18 protein-coding genes and 1 pseudogene are annotated in these 19,293 nt (G+C 32.9%); 13 read left to right on the forward strand and 6 right to left on the reverse strand.

Going from position 1 to position 19,293, the window contains the following annotated elements:
• The 8 genes and pseudogenes from ACXGSQ_RS04490 (at position 1) to ACXGSQ_RS04525 (ending at position 7,484) form a co-directional block, all read left to right on the forward strand.
• Positions 1-759 carry a tetratricopeptide repeat protein gene (locus tag ACXGSQ_RS04490; protein ID WP_458628431.1) on the forward strand — a complete coding sequence of 253 codons (759 nt, stop codon included), beginning with the start codon at positions 1-3 and terminating at the stop codon, positions 757-759.
• Positions 760-806: 47 nt separating this feature from the next.
• Positions 807-1,100 (forward strand): hypothetical protein, encoded by a 294-nt coding sequence (locus ACXGSQ_RS04495; RefSeq protein ID WP_458628432.1) that lies wholly within the window; start codon positions 807-809, stop codon positions 1,098-1,100.
• Between the two features lie 88 nt (positions 1,101-1,188).
• Entirely contained in the window at positions 1,189-2,781 is a 1,593-nt protein-coding gene (locus tag ACXGSQ_RS04500) for a SulP family inorganic anion transporter (RefSeq protein ID WP_458628433.1), read from the forward strand.
• Positions 2,782-2,786: 5 nt separating this feature from the next.
• Positions 2,787-3,596, forward strand: coding sequence for a universal stress protein (locus ACXGSQ_RS04505; protein ID WP_458628434.1), 810 nt, complete (start codon positions 2,787-2,789; stop codon positions 3,594-3,596).
• 36 nt (positions 3,597-3,632) lie between these two features.
• Complete coding sequence (locus ACXGSQ_RS04510; protein ID WP_458628435.1) at positions 3,633-4,262, forward strand: carbonic anhydrase family protein; 630 nt, start codon at positions 3,633-3,635, stop codon at positions 4,260-4,262.
• A 19-nt stretch (positions 4,263-4,281) separates the two neighbouring features.
• Positions 4,282-4,944, forward strand: a pseudogene (locus tag ACXGSQ_RS04515) (DUF2490 domain-containing protein).
• 39 nt (positions 4,945-4,983) lie between these two features.
• The gene (locus tag ACXGSQ_RS04520; protein ID WP_458628436.1) at positions 4,984-6,846 is read left to right on the forward strand and encodes a SulP family inorganic anion transporter; all 1,863 of its coding nucleotides are present in this window, start codon (positions 4,984-4,986) and stop codon (positions 6,844-6,846) included.
• An 11-nt stretch (positions 6,847-6,857) separates the two neighbouring features.
• Positions 6,858-7,484 (forward strand): carbonic anhydrase, encoded by a 627-nt coding sequence (locus ACXGSQ_RS04525; RefSeq protein ID WP_458628437.1) that lies wholly within the window; start codon positions 6,858-6,860, stop codon positions 7,482-7,484.
• Positions 7,485-7,516: 32 nt separating this feature from the next.
• Here ACXGSQ_RS04525 and ACXGSQ_RS04530 read toward each other — a convergent pair whose 3' ends face one another.
• Entirely contained in the window at positions 7,517-8,029 is a 513-nt protein-coding gene (locus tag ACXGSQ_RS04530) for a CvpA family protein (protein ID WP_458628438.1), read from the reverse strand.
• A gap of 311 nt (positions 8,030-8,340) precedes the next feature.
• Here ACXGSQ_RS04530 and ACXGSQ_RS04535 point away from each other — a divergent pair, with 311 nt between their 5' ends.
• From ACXGSQ_RS04535 to ACXGSQ_RS04550, 4 genes are all read left to right on the forward strand, one after another.
• A complete protein-coding gene (locus ACXGSQ_RS04535) occupies positions 8,341-8,697 on the forward strand; it encodes a hypothetical protein (protein ID WP_458628439.1) in 357 nt (118 codons plus the stop codon).
• Positions 8,698-8,927: 230 nt separating this feature from the next.
• Positions 8,928-9,062: a hypothetical protein gene (locus ACXGSQ_RS04540; RefSeq protein ID WP_458628440.1), complete on the forward strand. Its 135-nt coding sequence runs from the start codon at positions 8,928-8,930 to the stop codon at positions 9,060-9,062.
• A gap of 33 nt (positions 9,063-9,095) precedes the next feature.
• A complete protein-coding gene (pheS, locus tag ACXGSQ_RS04545) occupies positions 9,096-10,115 on the forward strand; it encodes a phenylalanine--tRNA ligase subunit alpha (protein ID WP_458628441.1) in 1,020 nt (339 codons plus the stop codon).
• A 3-nt stretch (positions 10,116-10,118) separates the two neighbouring features.
• Entirely contained in the window at positions 10,119-10,514 is a 396-nt protein-coding gene (locus ACXGSQ_RS04550) for a hypothetical protein (RefSeq protein WP_458628442.1), read from the forward strand.
• 52 nt (positions 10,515-10,566) lie between these two features.
• On the opposite strand, the gene ACXGSQ_RS04555 is transcribed toward ACXGSQ_RS04550, so the two are convergent.
• On the reverse strand, positions 10,567-11,568 hold the full coding sequence (locus tag ACXGSQ_RS04555) for an NAD(P)H-dependent glycerol-3-phosphate dehydrogenase (RefSeq protein ID WP_458628443.1): 1,002 nt from the start codon (positions 11,566-11,568) through the stop codon (positions 10,567-10,569).
• A gap of 208 nt (positions 11,569-11,776) precedes the next feature.
• Between ACXGSQ_RS04555 and ACXGSQ_RS04560 the strand changes: the two genes are divergently transcribed.
• A complete protein-coding gene (locus tag ACXGSQ_RS04560; protein WP_458628444.1) occupies positions 11,777-12,724 on the forward strand; it encodes a nicotinic acid mononucleotide adenyltransferase in 948 nt (315 codons plus the stop codon).
• 254 nt (positions 12,725-12,978) lie between these two features.
• On the opposite strand, the gene ACXGSQ_RS04565 is transcribed toward ACXGSQ_RS04560, so the two are convergent.
• Genes ACXGSQ_RS04565 through mfd form a run of 4 tightly spaced genes read right to left on the reverse strand, consistent with a single transcriptional unit; the run spans position 12,979 to position 19,281 of the window.
• Complete coding sequence (locus ACXGSQ_RS04565) at positions 12,979-14,280, reverse strand: TlpA family protein disulfide reductase (protein ID WP_458628445.1); 1,302 nt, start codon at positions 14,278-14,280, stop codon at positions 12,979-12,981.
• A gap of 38 nt (positions 14,281-14,318) precedes the next feature.
• Positions 14,319-15,032, reverse strand: coding sequence for a class I SAM-dependent methyltransferase (locus ACXGSQ_RS04570; protein ID WP_458628446.1), 714 nt, complete (start codon positions 15,030-15,032; stop codon positions 14,319-14,321).
• A gap of 56 nt (positions 15,033-15,088) precedes the next feature.
• Positions 15,089-15,952 carry a DMT family transporter gene (locus ACXGSQ_RS04575; RefSeq protein WP_458628447.1) on the reverse strand — a complete coding sequence of 288 codons (864 nt, stop codon included), beginning with the start codon at positions 15,950-15,952 and terminating at the stop codon, positions 15,089-15,091.
• Positions 15,949-19,281: a transcription-repair coupling factor gene (gene mfd, locus ACXGSQ_RS04580; protein WP_458628448.1), complete on the reverse strand. Its 3,333-nt coding sequence runs from the start codon at positions 19,279-19,281 to the stop codon at positions 15,949-15,951. Before mfd ends, ACXGSQ_RS04575 begins: the two co-directional genes overlap by 4 nt.
• Between the last annotated feature and the right edge of the window lie 12 nt (positions 19,282-19,293).

Genomic DNA, 19,293 nt, shown 5'->3' on the forward strand with positions numbered 1-19,293 from the left:
ATGAGAGCTATTACCTTCTTACTTATATGTTGTTTTAGCTTCATTGGTTTTTCGCAAAACGATCAAAGTTTTAGTGAAGCCAATGCTTTATATAACGATGGTAAATACGCCGAAGCCATTGATAAATATGAATCTATTTTAGATTCAAAACAACATTCGGCCGAGTTGTATTTTAACCTAGGAAATGCCAACTATAAGTTAAATAATATTGCACCAAGCATTTATTATTTTGAAAAAGCGCTGCAGTTAAAGCCTAACGATAAGGATATTCAAAATAACTTGGCATTTGCACGAAACATGACGATTGATGCTATTGAGGAAGTTCCTGTGGTTGGTTTTTCAAGAATTATAAATAATGTGGTCAACACTTTTAGTACAGACACTTGGGCCAAAATGGCTGTTGGAGGGGTGCTTTTATTTGTGGTTATATTTTTAGCCTATCATTTTTCTTATACAAGTTCAAAAAAACGAATTGCTTTTGTAACGAGTATTGTGAGTTTGTTTGTCGCGTGTTTTGCTGTAGCTATGGCATTTCAAAAGGAAGGTTTAAATAAAAAAGATAATCCTGCCATTGTTTTTGCACAAGAAAGTAGAGTAAAGACAGATCCTAATCCGACTAGTGAAGAGGTGTTTAGGTTGCATGAAGGAACTAAAGTCCAAGTTATAGAAACATATGATGATTGGAATAGAATAAAACTTTCAGATAATTCTACAGGCTGGATTCCTTCAAAAGACATTAAATTATTGAACGTTTTTTAGAACTATTTAACAGTCTGTTCATCTCTAACGTACTATATTTGTCGCTTATGCAAAAAAGCATCAAATACAGACTCGCCATTTTTTTTACCATAATTTTTATGGCACTTATTGCTGCACCTACTATTATTATGTCTATTGATGACTCTGTAGATATCTCTTGTTTTTTTAGCATAACAGAAGAAGAAGAGCACGCTAATGCGAAGCTTATTTTTGATAAAAATGATCAAGTTTTAGAGCTTTTGTTTGTAGACCATACAAAAGCCAATCTTGTAGGATATACCTTTAAAAATTATCCGAAACCACATCTCAATTTAATATCTCCACCACCAGATTTGATTTAATATTTTTTCGTTCGACAGTTACTGTCCCCAAAAAAAAGTATTAAAATAACTATTGAAATCGATTCAATAGTAACAAATCATTTTATAAATGTTTAAAACATTAAAAAGCGACTTGCCTGCAAGTATCGTTGTATTTTTTGTGGCATTACCTTTATGTTTAGGTATTGCCCTAGCCAGTGGAGCACCTCTTTTCTCTGGTCTAATTGCCGGAATTATTGGAGGAATTGTTGTAGGAGCCTTAAGTGGTTCTAAAATTGGTGTGAGTGGACCAGCAGCCGGTTTGGCTGCCATTGTATTAACCGCAATAGGTTCTCTAGGAGGTTATGAAAACTTTTTAGTCGCTGTTGTCTTAGGCGGTGTTATTCAATTAATTTTTGGAGTTCTAAAAGCAGGAATTATAGGGTATTATTTTCCTTCTTCAGTGATAAAAGGGATGCTGACAGGTATCGGAATTATTATTATTTTAAAACAAATCCCTAACTTTTTTGGTTATGATGAAGCCTCTGCTTGGGATTTAGAATTTTTTGAAATCGATGGTGGTAATACCTTTTCAGAATTGTTTACTATGCTAAGCAATATCCATCCTGGAGCGGCGCTAATTGGCCTTATCAGTCTATTGCTTTTAATCCTTTGGGATAAAATATTGAGTAAAAAATCGAAAGTATTCGAAATTATTCAAGGGCCATTCGTGGTTGTAGTTTTAGGAATATTATTCTTCATGTTTACACAAAATAGTGATGTATTAGCTATTGGAAGTACACATATGGTAAGTGTTCCCATTCCTGATGATTTAGATTCATTTATCGGTCAATTTAGTTTTCCTAATTTTTCTGCAATTACAAATCCTGAAGTATGGGTTGTGGCTTTTACCATCGCATTGGTTGCGAGTTTAGAAACCTTATTATGTGTAGAAGCGTCAGATAAAATTGATCCAGAAAAAAACGTAACACCAACAAATAGGGAGTTGTTAGCACAAGGAACAGGGAATATTATTTCTGGTCTAGTTGGAGGTTTACCTATTACACAGGTTATTGTTAGAAGTTCTGCTAATATTCAATCTGGTGGTAAAAGTAAAATGTCTGCAATTTTACACGGATTACTACTTTTATTATCTGTAATTCTAATTCCGACCTTGTTAAATAAAATTCCTTTGTCAGTATTAGCTGCAATCCTATTGTTAGTCGGTTATAAACTAGCAAAACCATCATTATTTAAAAAAATGTACAATTTAGGATGGAAGCAGTCTATACCATTTTTTGTGACTGTAATAGGTATTGTTTTTACGGATTTACTTGTGGGTATTGGTTTGGGCTTAGCTGTTGGTATTGTTGTGATATTATTGAAAAGTTACCAAAACTCTCATTTTCTTCATATTGAAGATAATAGTAATGGTAAGCACAAAATTAAAATGGAGCTTGCTGAAGAAGTAACTTTCTTTAATAAAGGAGCAATTTTAAAGGAACTCGATAGCTTGCCAAGAGATACGTATTTAGAGTTTGACGTGACTAAAACTAGATATCTAGATTATGATATTATTGAAATTCTTGAAGATTTTGCTTTTAAAGCCAAAGAACGAAATATTGATATCAAATTAGTTTCAAAACGTGGTGTTGTTGAAAATCCACCGAGTTTTATTGAGTTCTTTCAATTAAGACCTAAGTCTAATATAAGTTTAAGCTAGAGGTTATGAAAAACAATACATATAAAATACTAGTCCTTTCAGATTTAAATAAAACGGCAAGTACTACTTTAAAAAGTAGTGTGAGTTTAGCTAATATGATTGATGCTGAAATTGCATTGTTTCATGTTAAAAAACACATTGATATTGTAGATAGAGATAATCAATTATCGGCTATAAGAACTTTAAATGAAGAACAAAATAATACTAAAAAGAAAATTGAAGCTTTAATTAATCCGATTTCAAAAGAGTATAAGGTGTCAATTGATTACAGTTATACATTCGGAAAAGTAAAGGAAGAAATTCGAAATTACATCAATAGCGCTAAGCCAGATATTATCGTTTTAGGACAGCGAGATTCAAGTCCATTGCAACTTATTGGAGATAGTATTACACGTTTTATTTTAAAAGAATTTAAAGGAATAATAATGATTTCGGCAAATGAAAACGCGTTAAGGCCTAATGAAAAAATGACTTTGGGAGTTTTAAATGATTCTAATAAAATTTTTAAATCTCAGTTTTCTAAAGATTTAATTACACATACAACAGCACCTTTAAAATCGTTTAAAATTATTAATAGTCAGAAGGAAATATCAAATACCATGACTACCCACAACAATGGTATGGTAGAATATGTATTTGAGCAGAATGCAAATACCCTAACAACACTTTCATCTTATGTATTAAAAAACAATATTAATTTATTGTGTGTAGATAGAACTGAAAGTAAAGTGAACACCACCACAAATGCAGTAGAAACGTCATTAAAACAAGTGGTAAACAAGTTGAATGTTTCCTTATTAGTATCGGAAGCGTAATAGTAGCAATTTTAATTAAATACAAAGACAAAACAGATGAAAGCACATACAAGAGAAACTCAAGCAACAATGACGCCTCAAAAGGCTTTAGCATATTTAAAAGAAGGAAACGTTAGATTTCAAAACAATTTAAAAGCCAATAGAAACCTATTAGAACAGGTTAATGATACCAGTGAAGGGCAATTTCCGTTTGCAACAATTTTAAGTTGTATAGATTCTAGAGTCTCGGCCGAATTGGTTTTCGACCAAGGGTTGGGTGATATTTTTAGTGTACGTATAGCAGGTAATTTTGTAAACGAAGACATTTTAGGGAGCATGGAATTTGCATCTAAGTTAGCAGGGACGAAACTTATTGTTGTTTTAGGACATACAAGTTGTGGAGCCATAAAAGGGGCTTGTGACGATGCTAAATTAGGGAATTTAACCAAGCTTATAGCCAAGATTAAACCTGCAGTTAAAGCTGTTGAAGAACCTAAAGATGTGAGTTTAAGAAATTCTAAAAACTTAGAGTTTGTTGATAATGTATCTCATATGAATGTACAATTGACTATAGAGAGAATTCATGCCGAAAGTCCTATTCTTACTGAAATGGAAAAAAATGATGAAATTAAAATTATCGGTGCTATGTATGATATTAATACAGGCGAGGTGAAATTTTATGAATAAAAGAGGGGTTACATATTACATGAAGAGGAAGGTAAATAGGGTAGCATTAACAATTTTGTTAGTGCTGCCTATATTTGCTTATGCGCAAGAGCCTAAATTGGGGAATTGGCTGCTGTATATTGGAAATAAGCAACTTAATGAAAAGTGGAATATTCACAATGAAGTACAATATAGAAGTTATAATATTATAGACGATTTAGAACAATTACTTATAAGAACAGGACTTGGTTATAATTTATCGGAAAATAATGATAATATTTTGCTTGGTTATGGTTATATTCTATCTCAAAATTATACTGATGAAACTGATGCTAAAAGTTCTATAAACGAACATCGAATATTTCAACAATTTACAACAAAACAAAAGGATGGTTTTGTGAAATTAAACCATAGGTACCGATTTTAACAACGCTTCATCGAAAGCGATTTTAAAATGCGATTTCGTTATCTTTTAGGGCTTACAGTTTCATTAAGTAAGAATGAAAACAACAAATATTATTTTTCGGCATACAATGAGATTTTTATAAACACAGAAAGTTCTATTTTCGACAGAAATAGGTTATTTGGTGGTTTTGGGTACAAGGTTAATCGTTCTTTACGGCTAGAAATTGGTTATATGAATCAGTTTTTTGAAACGAATAGTAGAGATCAATTAAATATTATAACGGTTTTTAATTTTTAAAAATCGGTGCAGCATAAATAACACAATAAATAGATATAGATGAAAAAGTTTTTTTCAAATTTTAAAGGAGATGCGTTTGGTGGTATTACCGCAGGTATAGTCGCATTACCATTGGCATTAGCCTTTGGAGTGTCTTCAGGTTTAGGACCAGAAGCAGGTTTGTACGGAGCTATTTTTATCAGTTTCTTTGCTGCTCTTTTTGGCGGTACTGCCACACAGATTTCCGGACCTACAGCACCAATGACTGCAGTCAGTATGGTTATAATTGCGGGTATCGTTGCTGCAAATGATGGTAGTATAGAAAAAGCATTACCAGCAATATTAACGGTATTTCTGCTAGCTGGTTTAATTCAGGTTGGTTTAGGGTTAATGGGATTAGGTAAGTATATTAGATATATTCCATATCCCGTTGTATCTGGCTTTATGACGGCTATTGGTGTAATCATTTTACTAACACAGATTTTACCATCTTTAGGGTATTATCCAAAGGAGGATACAGCTTTTGTGGAGCAATTTAAACCCCAAGCAGAAGAAGTGATTCTTGAGAATATTTTAAAAGAAGAAGCCGGCGAAGGAATTTTAGTTCTTGAAAATTTTAAAGAAACCATTACTAGAGCCGAAAAAATTTCGCCTGAACAAGTGCTTAACGAATCTCAAACTTTAGCCGCAAAAGAAGCTTCAGGTACTATTGGTGCAATAAAAGTGTTGCCAAGAGCAATACAAAATATAAATTGGTTAGAACTTCTGTTGGCATTAGGAACCATATTTATTATTTATGGGTTTAAACGCATAACTACAGCAATTCCTAGTACTCTAGTGGCTTTGATTGTAATGTCTGGTATTGCTTATGGTTTCAAATTAGGTTATCGGCCAATCTCAGAAATTCCAGGGGGTATTCCAATTCCAAAACTAGAAATGTTTACCAGTTTTAGTTTGGGAAGTGTTACTCCTTACATATTTACAGCATTAACTTTAGCCCTGTTAGGCGCTATAGATTCTTTATTAACAAGTGTGGTTGCGGATAACATGACTAAAACAAAGCACAAACCAAATAAGGAGTTAATAGGTCAGGGTATTGGTAACAGTATTGCTGCTGTCTTTGGTGGAATTCCAGGTGCAGGTGCAACAATTAGAACGGTTGTGAACATTAATGCCGGTGGGAAAACAAAATTATCTGGAATGATTGCTGGTGTAATGCTGTTAGTTATTATGTTAGCGTTAGGTCCTGTAGCATCTAAAATACCAGCGGCTGTATTAGCAGGGATATTGATTACAGTAGGTATCGGAGTTATGGACTATAAAGGCCTAAAAGCAATTCCGGCATTACCAAAAGACATAAAAATAGGCCCACTAAAACTGAGCTCTGAAGTCTTAATTATGATGGTTGTTTTATTACTGTCAACTTTCTGGGATTTAATTTATGCCGTAGGTATAGGTTTAATTATTGCTTCGCTAATGTTTATGAAAAAGATAGGGGACTTAACAGCAGAACGTTCGGATGTTAAATCATTAAAAGAAGAATCTTGGGATGATGAAGGTGATTTTCCTTCAGATTTAAAAGAAGAAGTCTTTGTTAAACATTTAAAAGGGCCTTTGTTTTTTGGATCTACAAGCGATTTTCAAGCCTTAACACAGCAAATCCCTAAAACAGCAAAAACAGTTGTGATACGATTAGGACGAATGCAGTACATGGATCAGTCTGGTTTATATGCTATGGAAGATATGCTTTTAGAGTTGCAAAAGCATAAAATAGACGTTTTATTTGTAGGGCTTTTAAAACAACCTCGATATATGATGGAACGGATTGATATTATTCCAGATCTCATTCCTAATGAGCATATTTTCAAAGATTTTAAAACCTGTATGAAATGGGTGAAAAACAATATTAAAAATACAATTTAAAACAGCGGACTATGGATATCAAAAATGTATTTAAAAACAACGAAAAGTGGATTAAAGACAAGTTAGACAATGATACTGCATATTTCGATAAATTAGGTAAGGGACAAAATCCTGAATTGTTATTTATTGGTTGTTCAGATAGTCGTGTTACGGCTGAAGAATTAATGGGGTTAGGACCTGGTGATGTTTTTGTACATAGAAATATCGCAAATATGGTTGTTGGTACCGATGCCAATGGTATGTCTGTAGTTAACTATGCTGTTACACATTTAAAGGTCAATCACGTGGTGGTGTGTGGACACTATGCATGTGGAGGTGTAAAAGCCGCGATGCAATCGGCAGATTTGGGCGTTTTAAATGGTTGGCTAAGAAATATAAGAGACGTTTACAGAATGCATCATGACGAGTTAAATGCTATTACATGCGAAGAAAAAAAATACGATCGTTTGGTAGAACTCAATGTGCAAGAACAGTGTGTGAATTTAATTAAAACAGCAGCTGTTCAAAAAGCTTTTAGAGATAGGGGGTTAAAAGTTCATGGATGGGTGTTTGATGTGCATACAGGAAAACTCATTGATTTAAAAATAGACTTTGAAAAGTATCTTAAGGATATTATGGAAATCTATCATTTAGATTAGTAAATAAAAGCCATTCAAAAGAATGGTTTTTTTTATGCGTCCTCCTCAGTGGTTTCTTCTGAATCGCTTTTAATGATGGTTGGAAAAATCATAGGGGCTAATGATTTTATAGGCTCGTAAAGCATGCTTTTTTCCAAATCTTCTTTTTCCATAAACGGCAATGTATTATTCATTTTATGAAAAACACCTAAGAGTACACTTAGAATCAATCCAATTTTAAGCGCTCCAAAAACAGCACCAGCTAGTTTATTGATAAGGCCTAAAGCAGCAAAATCGGCTAACTTCGTTAAGGCCTTTCCTGTCAAGCTAATGACTAAAACGATAACCACGAATGTAATGGCAAAGGCAACAATATTGATGGTTTTTTCGTTCCAATCGACTTTTGATTCTAAAAAACCTGAAGCAAAGTAGCTAAAGTGAATAGCTCCATAAACTCCTAAAACTAGGGCTACTAATGAGGCGACTTCTACAAAAAGCCCTTTAAAAAGCCCACGAATAAACCCAAATAATAAGAGGGCAGCCAAAATAATATCAATAATACTCATACAATTAGCGGTTTAAACAAAAGTACATGATTTTTTTAAGTTGTAATTTGAGTCCGTCAACTTAATAAAATTTTAGATGTACACAGGTGTCAGTTTTATAAAATGGCGTTTTGTAAATTATTGCAATAAGAAGACTTTTATCTTGTAGATACCTACATTTTTTTTTGATTTATAAATGATAACGTAATTCAAGAGGCTTTAGTTTCTTAACTTTGAACTTTTAAAACTAAAGATGATATTGAAGTAGAAACCTTCAACTCAAAACTTTGAATTATTAATTAAAGTGATTCCCGTTTTTATGGGAAATGAACATGGCAAGAGACGAACAATTAAAAGAACGATGGGATTTGGTGGTAGAAAAACTCTCAAATCAATTTGCGGATGGAGATCGATTAGATCTCGATTCTATTATATATCTTATAGGTGTGCAGGAGCTTGGGCAATTGCATCGCGAGTATAAAAAAGATCAAAAACTTGATTTAATGCATATTGCTATATGTAAGGTGTTAGAACCTTATGGGTTTTATGAATTCGATTATGTAGATGATGATGGTTGGCCACATTATAAAGTATTGGCACAATTACCACATCTAAAAGCTGGTGAACAAAGTGTATTAATGAAAGAAGCGATTGTGAATTACTTTTTAGAGTCTGATTATATTAAATAGGCTTGGTTTGAAAAGTCCATTTTATGTGACTTTAAAAGGGTTTAAATCGAATCTTAAATTATTGTAAGGGAATAACCCATAACTATTTTATAACGATTAGCTCGCTGATTTTGCAACTGTTGTGACTTAGAGCAGATTGACTTTGGTAATAATTATGCTGTAAATTCCAATGGACACTGGGGGCCTAGGTCAGCAACAGCAAGAACTAGGAATACTTAGAAAAGGATAGAGTGCAACTTACAGATAATGGTAACGTATTTGAAGTCAGATTTACCGACACAACTTTAGTTATGGAATTTGGAGAAGCGATCACAAATGAAAATCCTGATGGTATTCATGTAATTTTTGTGTTTTTACGTTCATAATTCCTTAAATTTGCCACCTACTTTTTAGAAACCATGATAGACAAGATAAAAGAACTTATAGCAGAAGCAGAAGCTTTTAAAGCACAATCTAAAGAAGAAGTTGAGGCTTTTAGAATAAAATATTTAGGCTCAAAAGGACATTTAAAGGCGTTTTATGGCGAATTAAAAAATGTTGCGAATGATCAAAAACGTGAATTTGGGCAAATAATTAATGAGCTTAAAAACACCGCTGAAGCTAAAGTAAATCACTTAAAAGAGGCTTTAGAAAGTGAGGAAGAAGATAAAGGAATTTATGGTGATTTATCGCGACCTGGTGAGCCCATTGCTATAGGAGCACGTCATCCTATTTCTATTGTAAAAAATGAGATTATTGATATCTTTTCGCGCATAGGTTTTAACGTTAGTGAAGGCCCAGAAATTGAAGATGATTGGCATAACTTCACCGCTTTAAATTTACCAGAATACCATCCGGCAAGAGATATGCAGGATACGTTTTTTATTCAAACGGATCCCGATATTTTATTACGTACCCACACCAGTTCTGTACAAGTGCGTTATATGGAAAATAATCAACCTCCAATACGTACAATTTCTCCGGGACGTGTGTATAGAAATGAAGCGATTTCTGCACGTGCACACTGTTTCTTTCATCAAGTAGAAGGATTATACATTGATAAGGATGTGAGTTTTGCAGATTTAAAACAAACACTTCAATATTTTACCACAGAAATGTTCGGGAAATCTAAAATTAGATTACGTCCATCATACTTTCCATTTACGGAGCCAAGTGCTGAGGTTGATGTGTATTGGGGACTTGAAACTGAAACTGATTACAAAATCACAAAAGGTACAGGTTGGTTAGAGATTATGGGTTGTGGTATGGTAGATCCTAATGTTTTAGAAAACTGTGGTATTGATTCTAAAGAATATTCAGGTTTCGCTTTCGGAATGGGCATCGATCGTATTGCTATGTTATTAAATCAAATTAGCGATATTCGTTTGTTGAGTGAGAATGATGTTCGATTTTTAGAGCAGTTTAAATCAGCCTTATAAACTTTGAAAAAAGATATACAAATACCGGAGGTAAAAGAGGTCTATGTTGCTGTTGTTCAAGAGGAACATTTAGAATACAAAACCCAAGACTGGAATGCCTATATCATAAATAATAGCGACAAAGATTTAGATACGGTGCTTATTGTTAGTAGAGGTTATAACGATAAGAAATTAACTCCTGTAATGCGACATACACTTGCAAAATTACCAGCAAGAAGTTACGCTAAGATTGAATATTTACAAGAAAAAGTTTTAGAACTAAACAACGAGTTTAAAATTATGTTTTTTGAAGGCAATCAAATGTTTGATAAAACGTATTTATTCAGAAAAAACACCATTAACGAAAAGGCTTTACAGACTGTTCCTTTGATGCAGTTGCGTGGTGTTTTGGTGAAATAATTATTAGCTTTTAGCTAATAGCAGAAGGGCTAAGAGCTAAAAGCTAATCAATCTAATCTAACTTATCAGTCAATTTCTTAAAGACCTTCTTTGGATCTTTATTGTCATAAAGAATATCGTAAACGGCATTAATTATAGGTAATTGTGTTTTCTTTTTATTCTTAAGATTGAGTTCGTGAGCACTTTTAGTGGCATAGTACCCTTCAGCAATCATACTCATTTCCATTTGTGCAGATTTTACGGTATACCCTTTGCCTATCATGTTTCCAAACATTCTGTTTCTTGAAAAAACGGAATATCCAGTCACAAGTAAATCACCTAAGTAAGCTGAATTATTAATGTTACGTTTCATCTTATGCATCTTTTTAATAAAGCGTTTCATTTCCCTAATAGAATTGCTCATTAAGACACTCTGAAAATTATCACCATAACCAAGTCCGTGTGCAATCCCAGCGGCAATAGCGTAAATATTTTTTAACATTACAGCGTATTCTATACCAATAACATCGTCGCTAGTTTTTGTTTTAATGTAATCACTCGATAAATTATCGGCAATAGCTTGTGCTTTTTTAGAGTCGTCACAAGCAATTGTTAAGTAAGATAAACGCTCTAATGCTACTTCCTCTGCATGACAAGGACCAGCGATAACAGCTATGTTTTCAAAAGGGATATTGTATTCGTCATGAAATTGCTCACCAACTAATTTCCCAGTTTCTGGCATAATACCTTTTACAGCAGAAACGATAGTTTTTTTGCTAATATCAACGGTTAATTTCTCTAATTCGGCATGAATAAAAGCGGATGGAATAACAAAAACAAGCACATCTGCCCATTCTGCTATTTCGTTAATATCGTTGCTAAGTTTTAATTGCTCAGTTTTAAACTCAACCGAACTTAAATAACTAGGGTTATGTTTTTCTTTTAAGATATGTTCTTTGACATAAACGCTTCGCATATACCAACCAACTTCATCTAAGTTTTCGCAAAGCATTTTTACAATGGCTGTAGCCCAACTTCCGGCACCAAAAACAGCATATTTTGTAGTATTACTCATAGTGTTTTATTCAAATTTGTATATCAAAAATACGTAAAATTTATAGAAGAATACCTGCTTATATTCGGTTACATAAAGCCTTTCTATGTGCATTTGTGAATCAATTAATTAGTAATAAACGTAATTTAATAGGTGTGTAAGTAGTGATTTTAGTTTTTTGGCACATGTTTTGAAATGCTATAACCAATAACCTTAAATCCGTTAGATTATGAAGCATTTAAAACGACTATTAGGATTTGCATGTATTGCAACATTATTTACCTCGTGTTACACTGAGGAAATACATTATAGCGATGAACCAGCTATTTCATTAAATCAATTATTAAATTCTTACGATTTGTGGTACGTAGATATTAATGCAACACAAGGTTATGGCGAAACCCCTTTTTTACAAATAGCATTTACAGTGTCTTTTGATCATGGCCGTTTGTATGCTAATAATAACTTAGTTGGCTTTGGAAGTCAAGGTAATGGCTACGGTGTACAAATAGGAACTTATGATGCTTATGATATGATTTTGGATGTAAATCATATTATTGATGGTTATGATAGCTTCGATGTGTACCAAGTAGATTATAATACTATTGAATTATACAATCCTTTTAATGATACCTCTTATTTTTTAGAGGGTTACCAGAAATCTAATTTTGATTATGACTATATCTTCTATGATAACATTCATTATTTCTTACAAGAATACGATGCTTGGGAAAAAACATACACAAGTAATTATGGAGTTTTAAATGATTTTGATAATGAGAATTACCTTCAGTTTTTATCTGGTGGAAATGACGATACATTTAGAAGTTCTCAAGACGTAAACGCTTACAATATTAATAACATTTATTGGGATTTTATAGGGAGTTATGGTGTAGGTAATGTGTCAGGAAATATGTACTTAAAAACATTAACATTAGATTATGATTTCTTTGACAATGAATTCTTTGAACTCAGCGTTATTAATGATAGTAAGATTGCGTTATACCATTCGAGTTCTGGTACTGTTTATGAATTTACAGGAAGAGGATATATACAATATTACAGAAATGCAAATGTAGAAGATGGTAAAGGGGCTAAACAGTCTGAAGAACTTAAAAAACGTAAGCAAAAAACAAAGAAAGTAGAGAATACTAGAGAAAACACAAGAAGCATATAAATAGAAACTTAAATTATATGATAGAATTTAAATTTAGGTGATCTAAGTGACCTCAAAAAAAGATAAAATCATAGAAATGAAACTAAATTTGGTTGGTTATTTAGTTTCAAAACGCTCAGATAAAACACTTGTTTTTCTGAGCGTTTTCTTTTTAATTAGTTGGAAATTAATCAAGATGGTTAGCGTTTGTACCTCTTTGATTAGTTATCCTATAAATAAGTGCTAATATGATTATAGTCTACTTTTTAATGTTTTTATAATTGCTTTAGTAAAATTTCTAGATCTTTAAGTTCATAAGGTTTCTCTGTAATAATTTTAGAAGAATTCAATAAAAAATACATTGGTGTCGCAGAAACACCATAGGTTTTTACAATTGGATTGTCCCATTTCCCTAGGCCAATTTGATGAATAAAATCGGGGTAGTTCTTAATTTCTTTCGTCCAATTTTGGTCATCATCTTCTAATCCAAAGGCGACCACTTTTAAATTTGGTTTGTTTGCTACCATTTTTTTTACTTTAGGCAATTCATTTAAACAGTGGCTGCATGTGCTGCTCCAAAAAATCAATAAGTAGTTTTCAGCTCCTTCTAATTGGTGTAAACTTGTTTTTTTTGCGTTTAAAGTGATTTCAAAATCGGGTGCCTTGCTACCTAAAGATGTGTTTTTAAAAGAAATAAGCATATCTTCTAAAACTTTGTTATTGGTAGATTTTGCTAATTCTAATAAATAATGATCTGTAATATAATTAGCAATAGTATTGTTGTTTAAGGCAACAAAATTATGCCAAAGCATTTCTAATAAACTTGTTTTAATAACCAGGTCATCATTGTTAATTGCTGCTGCAACATCGTCAATATGTTGTTTGTATGTTGCTTCACTTGGATTGGCAACCATATTAAAAACATACGCTGTTACTCGGTCTGTTAAATACGAGGAGCTCTGTAGTAGATAATCGCTAAAATCTACCTGACTTAAATAATGCGCTTTAAGATGTTTAGAATAGGTGCTAATATCTTCGTAGTTCTCTGGGATATATGGTCGGTTGGCTTTTATAAAATTGAAGACTAACTTATCTTTAGCTAATTCTTCATAAGCGGTTTGTGTATCTTTTAAAGTTTTGAAGATAGCATTGAAACCTTTTTTGTCATTATTCGCTTTAGAGTAATAATTACTAATGGTTTGGTTTACCATCTCTATACTTTTTAAATACGACTTCCAGAGCTTGTTTTCATCAGAGACTTTAAACTCAACACCTTTTTCATGACTAAAATTAAAGGCAACACTCTCTTTTCCGTCATAGATAAAATCGAAATTATTTTCTTCAGGTGGAATGGCATACACAATTTTATATATGCCAGGTGTTACGGTAGAATCTAATTGAATTTCAAAATTACCATCACTGTCTAATTGCCCTTTATTGACATAATTGGCGCTTTCTGGTGTTGCTTGGTACAGAAAGGCGTAGCTAAAATCTTTTGCTGGGGAAAATGTGCCTTTTATACTTTGAGCTTGTGATAATAAGGGTAAAATCAACAAGAGGATTAATAATTTTTTCATGATTTAATATGTTTTATATAAAGCTTTTTTATTAATTGTTATTTTATTTTTCTGCCTTTGATACCACTAGCGCAACCGTAAAAATAATTGATATATTCGACTTCAAAATGATCTCTTTTAAAAATTTGAAAAGCATGTTTTGAATTGCCAAATGCTTCTGTATAAATACCTAACATTTTATAAGTTTCAGGGCTGCCTAAAAAGAGCTTTCCTAAGATTGGGATGACGTTTTTTAAGTAGAACATATAAAAAGGTTTCCAAATTTTAGTTTTAGGAACAGAGACGTCAATTAATGAAAATTCACCATTTGGTTTTAGTAGTCTATCAATGACATTTGCTAACGCATTTAACTGTTCTGTATTAAACGTTTTTAGTCCAAAACCTGAAATAACATAATCTGCAGATTTGTCGCTTATTGAATTTTGAAAAACATCCTCTTTTAAAATTGTAATTTTAGATTCAGGAAATTTCAGTTTATTTTTTTCAGCTTGTTTAATCATTTCAGAGGAAAAATCAAGTGCAATTATTTGTGTGTTTTTAGTGTCTTTTTTGAGAATATGTTTCCAACATTCTCCCATCCCTGTCATTAAATCTACAACGACCTTACCATCTTCAACGTTGATTTCTGAAATACATTGTTTTCTCCATCGTTCACTAAACCCAAATGACGTAATGTAGTTCATTTTAGAATACGACCCCGACATTTTATCAAATAGCATTTCAACGAATTTAGGTTCGTAAATTTCTTTCATAAGTTAGAGCTATTCCTCATTACAATTCGTCTTAAATGTCTTCAAAAAGTAAGCCATTATTTCGTTTTAGATCGTATACTTTCAATAATAACGGTTGCTAAAATTAAACTACCTCCAATATAGGTGTTTATTGTTGGAATTTCATTCAAGAAAAAAAAGGCAATTATAATTCCGAAAACAGGTTGCGAACTTCCAATGATACTTGCTGTACTGGCTTTAAAATAACTCAAACTATTTACAAACATTGTATGGCCTATAGATGTTGTAATTAAAGCTAGTAGTAGAACATAAGGATATTGTGTTGTAATGTTAGAGGTATCCATAAAATATAGTACAGGCGCTAATAGTACAGTTAAAATGGTTACTTGATAAAACATAAGCATTGTGCCATTGTACTTCGTAACATGCTTTTGTAATATTAGAATTCTAAGCGCATAACACAATGCCGAAAGTAAACCACACAATAAACCTTGTAATTGGCTACTTGCTATATTAAATTCTGGAGCTAAAATATAAATCCCAAGAAGTACCATAAAACCTAAAAGGATATGTATAGGATCAAATTTAACTTTAGTAAATAAGGGTTCTAATAGGGCAATCATAACTGGAAAGGTGAATAATGAAAGCATACCAGTGGCCACATTTGATAATTTTAGAGCATAGAAATAGGTAATCCAATGACCTCCCATTAAAATGGCAGCAATAATGAAAGTCCAGCGATCTTGGTTGTTTTTTATTTTTAAATTAATGCCTTTGTAAAGACAAAAAATTAAGAGAAAAACTACAGATAAGGAAGAGCGCCACCAAATAATAACTGGTGTAGGCATATCTATAAATTTACCTAAGGCTCCAGATGTACTAATAAAGATGGTTGCTATTGTGAGTAGCAGTAAGTGATTTAAATGGCTTTTTTCGCTCATTTTATACCTGATAAAGCAGATAGTGCTTGTTTAGTCGTTTTTATTTTATCGAAAGTAAGTAATAAGCGCAGTCCATTTCGGGTTTGTTTTTCTTTCATTTTACATTTACTTGCATTCATCTGTACAAATTGTAAGACTTTAGTAAATGCTTCACTCTGATAAAAGCCACTTTGTTGATCTTGAATAAAATAACCAATCATTTTGCCTTGTTTCATAATCAGTTTTTCAATGCCCATTTTTGTGGCAATCCATTTAAGTCGTACACTATCTAATAAATCTGAAACCTGTGTTGGTAGTTCTCCAAATCGGTCAATAATTTCAGTTTCAAATTTAGCGAGTTCTTCTTCGGTTTTTATCGCGTTGAGTTTGGTGTAGAGATTTAAACGTTCCGTAATATTGTTGATGTAATCGTCTGGAAATAGTAACTCAAAATCGGTATCTATAGTTATGTCTTTTACATATTCCTTTGGTTTACCGTCGTCTTTGTATAAATCTGAAAACTCCGTTTCTTTTAATTCGTCTATGGCTTCATTTAAAATTTTCTGATAGGTATCAAAACCAATATCATTAATAAATCCGCTTTGTTCTCCACCGAGTAAATCACCTGCACCACGAATTTCTAAATCCTTCATCGCAATGTTAAATCCGCTACCCAATTCTGTGAATTGTTCTAAGGCTGAAATTCGTTTTCTAGCATCGGCTGTCATTGCCGAATATTCTGGCGTAATAAAATAACAAAAGGCTTTTTTGTTACTACGACCAACACGACCTCGCATTTGGTGCAAATCGCTTAAACCAAAATTGTTAGCATTATTAACAAAAATGGTATTTGCATTTGGGACATCTAAGCCACTTTCTATAATTGTGGTGCTCACCAAGACATCAAACTCACCATTCATAAACGCGAGCATGAGATTTTCTAATTTTTTACCATCGAGTTGCCCATGACCAATACCAATTTTGGCATCAGGCACTAATCGCTGAATCATACCGGCGACTTCTTTTATATTTTCAATTCTATTATGAATAAAAAATACTTGACCACCACGCTGAATCTCATAACTCACCGCATCTCTAATGGTTTCTTCACCAAAACGAATCACATGACTTTCAATAGGATAACGGTTTGGTGGAGCTGTATTAATAACGGATAAATCTCTAGCTGCCATCAAACTAAATTGAAGCGTTCTAGGAATAGGCGTGGCTGTTAATGTTAACACATCAACATTCTCTTTAATAGTTCTCAGTTTTTCTTTAACGGCAACTCCAAATTTTTGCTCTTCGTCAACAATTAGTAAGCCTAAATCTTTAAATTTTACGTTTTTGCTAGCCAATTGATGCGTACCAATAATAATATCAATGTTTCCTTTTTCTAAACCTTCTAAAGTTTCGCGTTTTTCTTTAGCCGTTCTAAAACGGTTAACATAATCAACAGTTACCGGAAAATCTTTTAAACGTTCTTTAAAAGTACGTGAATGTTGATATGCCAATATCGTCGTTGGTACTAAAACAGCAACTTGTTTGCCATTATCTACGGCTTTAAAAGCGGCTCTTATAGCAACTTCCGTTTTACCAAAACCAACATCACCACAAATTAGGCGATCCATTGGTCGTTCACTTTCCATATCAGCTTTTATATCTGCTGTAGACGTGATTTGATCTGGAGTATCTTCATACACAAATGAAGCTTCGAGCTCCAATTGCATATGGCTATCTGGTGCGTACTGAAAGCCTTTTTTTAGTTTTCGTTTGGCATAAAGCTTAATAAGGTTAAAGGCAATTTCCTTAACTCTTGATTTTGTTTTTTGCTTTAAGGTTTTCCACGCTTTACTTCCTAGTTTATAAACGGTTGGTGGTTTGCCATCTTTACCGTTAAACTTAGTGATTTTGTGTAATGAATGGATACTGAGGTATAAAATATCGCGCTCGCCATAAACTAATTTTATGGCCTCTTGCTTTTTGCCTTCAACATCTATTTTTTGTAGACCTCCAAATTTACCAATACCATGATCGATGTGCGTAACATAATCTCCAATTTCAAGATTTGTTAATTCCTTTAAAGTAATGGCTTGCTTTTTGGCATAACCATTTTTAAGATGGAATTTATGATAACGATCAAAAATTTGATGGTCGGTATAAATGGCTAGATGGTGTTCGGTATCTATAAAACCTTGATAAAGTGAAAGCACTACTGTTTTGTAATGCACGGTTTGTTCCGCGTCATCAAAAATATCATGAAAACGTTTCGCTTGCTGTTCGCTTACACAAGCGATATAATTGGTGATGCCCTTAGCGTGATTTTCATTTAAATCTTCAATTAACAGATTGAATTGTTTATTAAATGCAGGCTGTGGCTTAGTGTAAAATGCTATAAGTTGCTGAGCAAAATAGGCTTCATTTCCAAATTCGACTAAAGGATATTCTAAAAACTGACGTTTTAATAAGTCTGAATTACAAAACAATTCTTCAGGTGAAGCCTGCTTAATTTCGCTAGATAAGTTTTTGAAAGCGTCTTCTGCTTTTTCATAAAAATCATCAATTCGTGAAAACGCTAAAGCTGCATTTTTAGAAAAAATAACAGTTTTATTAGAAATGTACTTTAGAAAACTTTCGCGTTGTTCTGCAATCATTTTATTAGCCACATTAGGAATGATGCTCACTTTTTTAATGCGCTCTGTAGAGAGTTGTGTTTCTACATCAAAGGTTCTAATGCTATCTACTTCGTCACCAAAAAATTCAATTCGGTAAGGTTCATCATGTGAAAATGAAAACACATCAACAATACCACCTCTTACTGAGAAATCTCCAGGTTCGGTAACAAAATCAACACGTTTAAATTTGTATTCAAATAAGACTTCGTTAACAAATTCGATGCTTAAATCGTTGCCAACAGAAATTTTTAAAGTGTTCTTTTCAAGTTCCTTTTTGGTGACGACCTTTTCAAAAAGCGCATCAGGATAGGTAACAATAATGCACGGTTTTTTACGCGAATTAATTCGGTTTAAAACCTCGGCGCGTAAGAGTACGTTGGCATTATTGGTTTCCTCAATTTGATAAGGTCTCCTATAACTTCCTGGATAAAACAACACATCTTTAGTGTTTATGAGCTGTTCTAAATCGTTGAGGTAATAGGCGGCTTCTTCTTTGTCGTCAAAGATTAGTAAAAAGGGTTTGTCGGCCGTTTTAAAGGCTTCAGAAACCGTAATTGAAAATGAAGAGCCAACAAGACCTTTTAAATGTGTTTTTGTTTCGCTTTGGGCAATAGCAGTTTGCAGATTTTGCAGTTGCAAAGTCTGTGCGAATGTTTGGGCAATAGATACTTTACTCAAGTTTCTTTGTTT

This window comes from Winogradskyella sp. PC D3.3, from assembly GCF_054366245.1.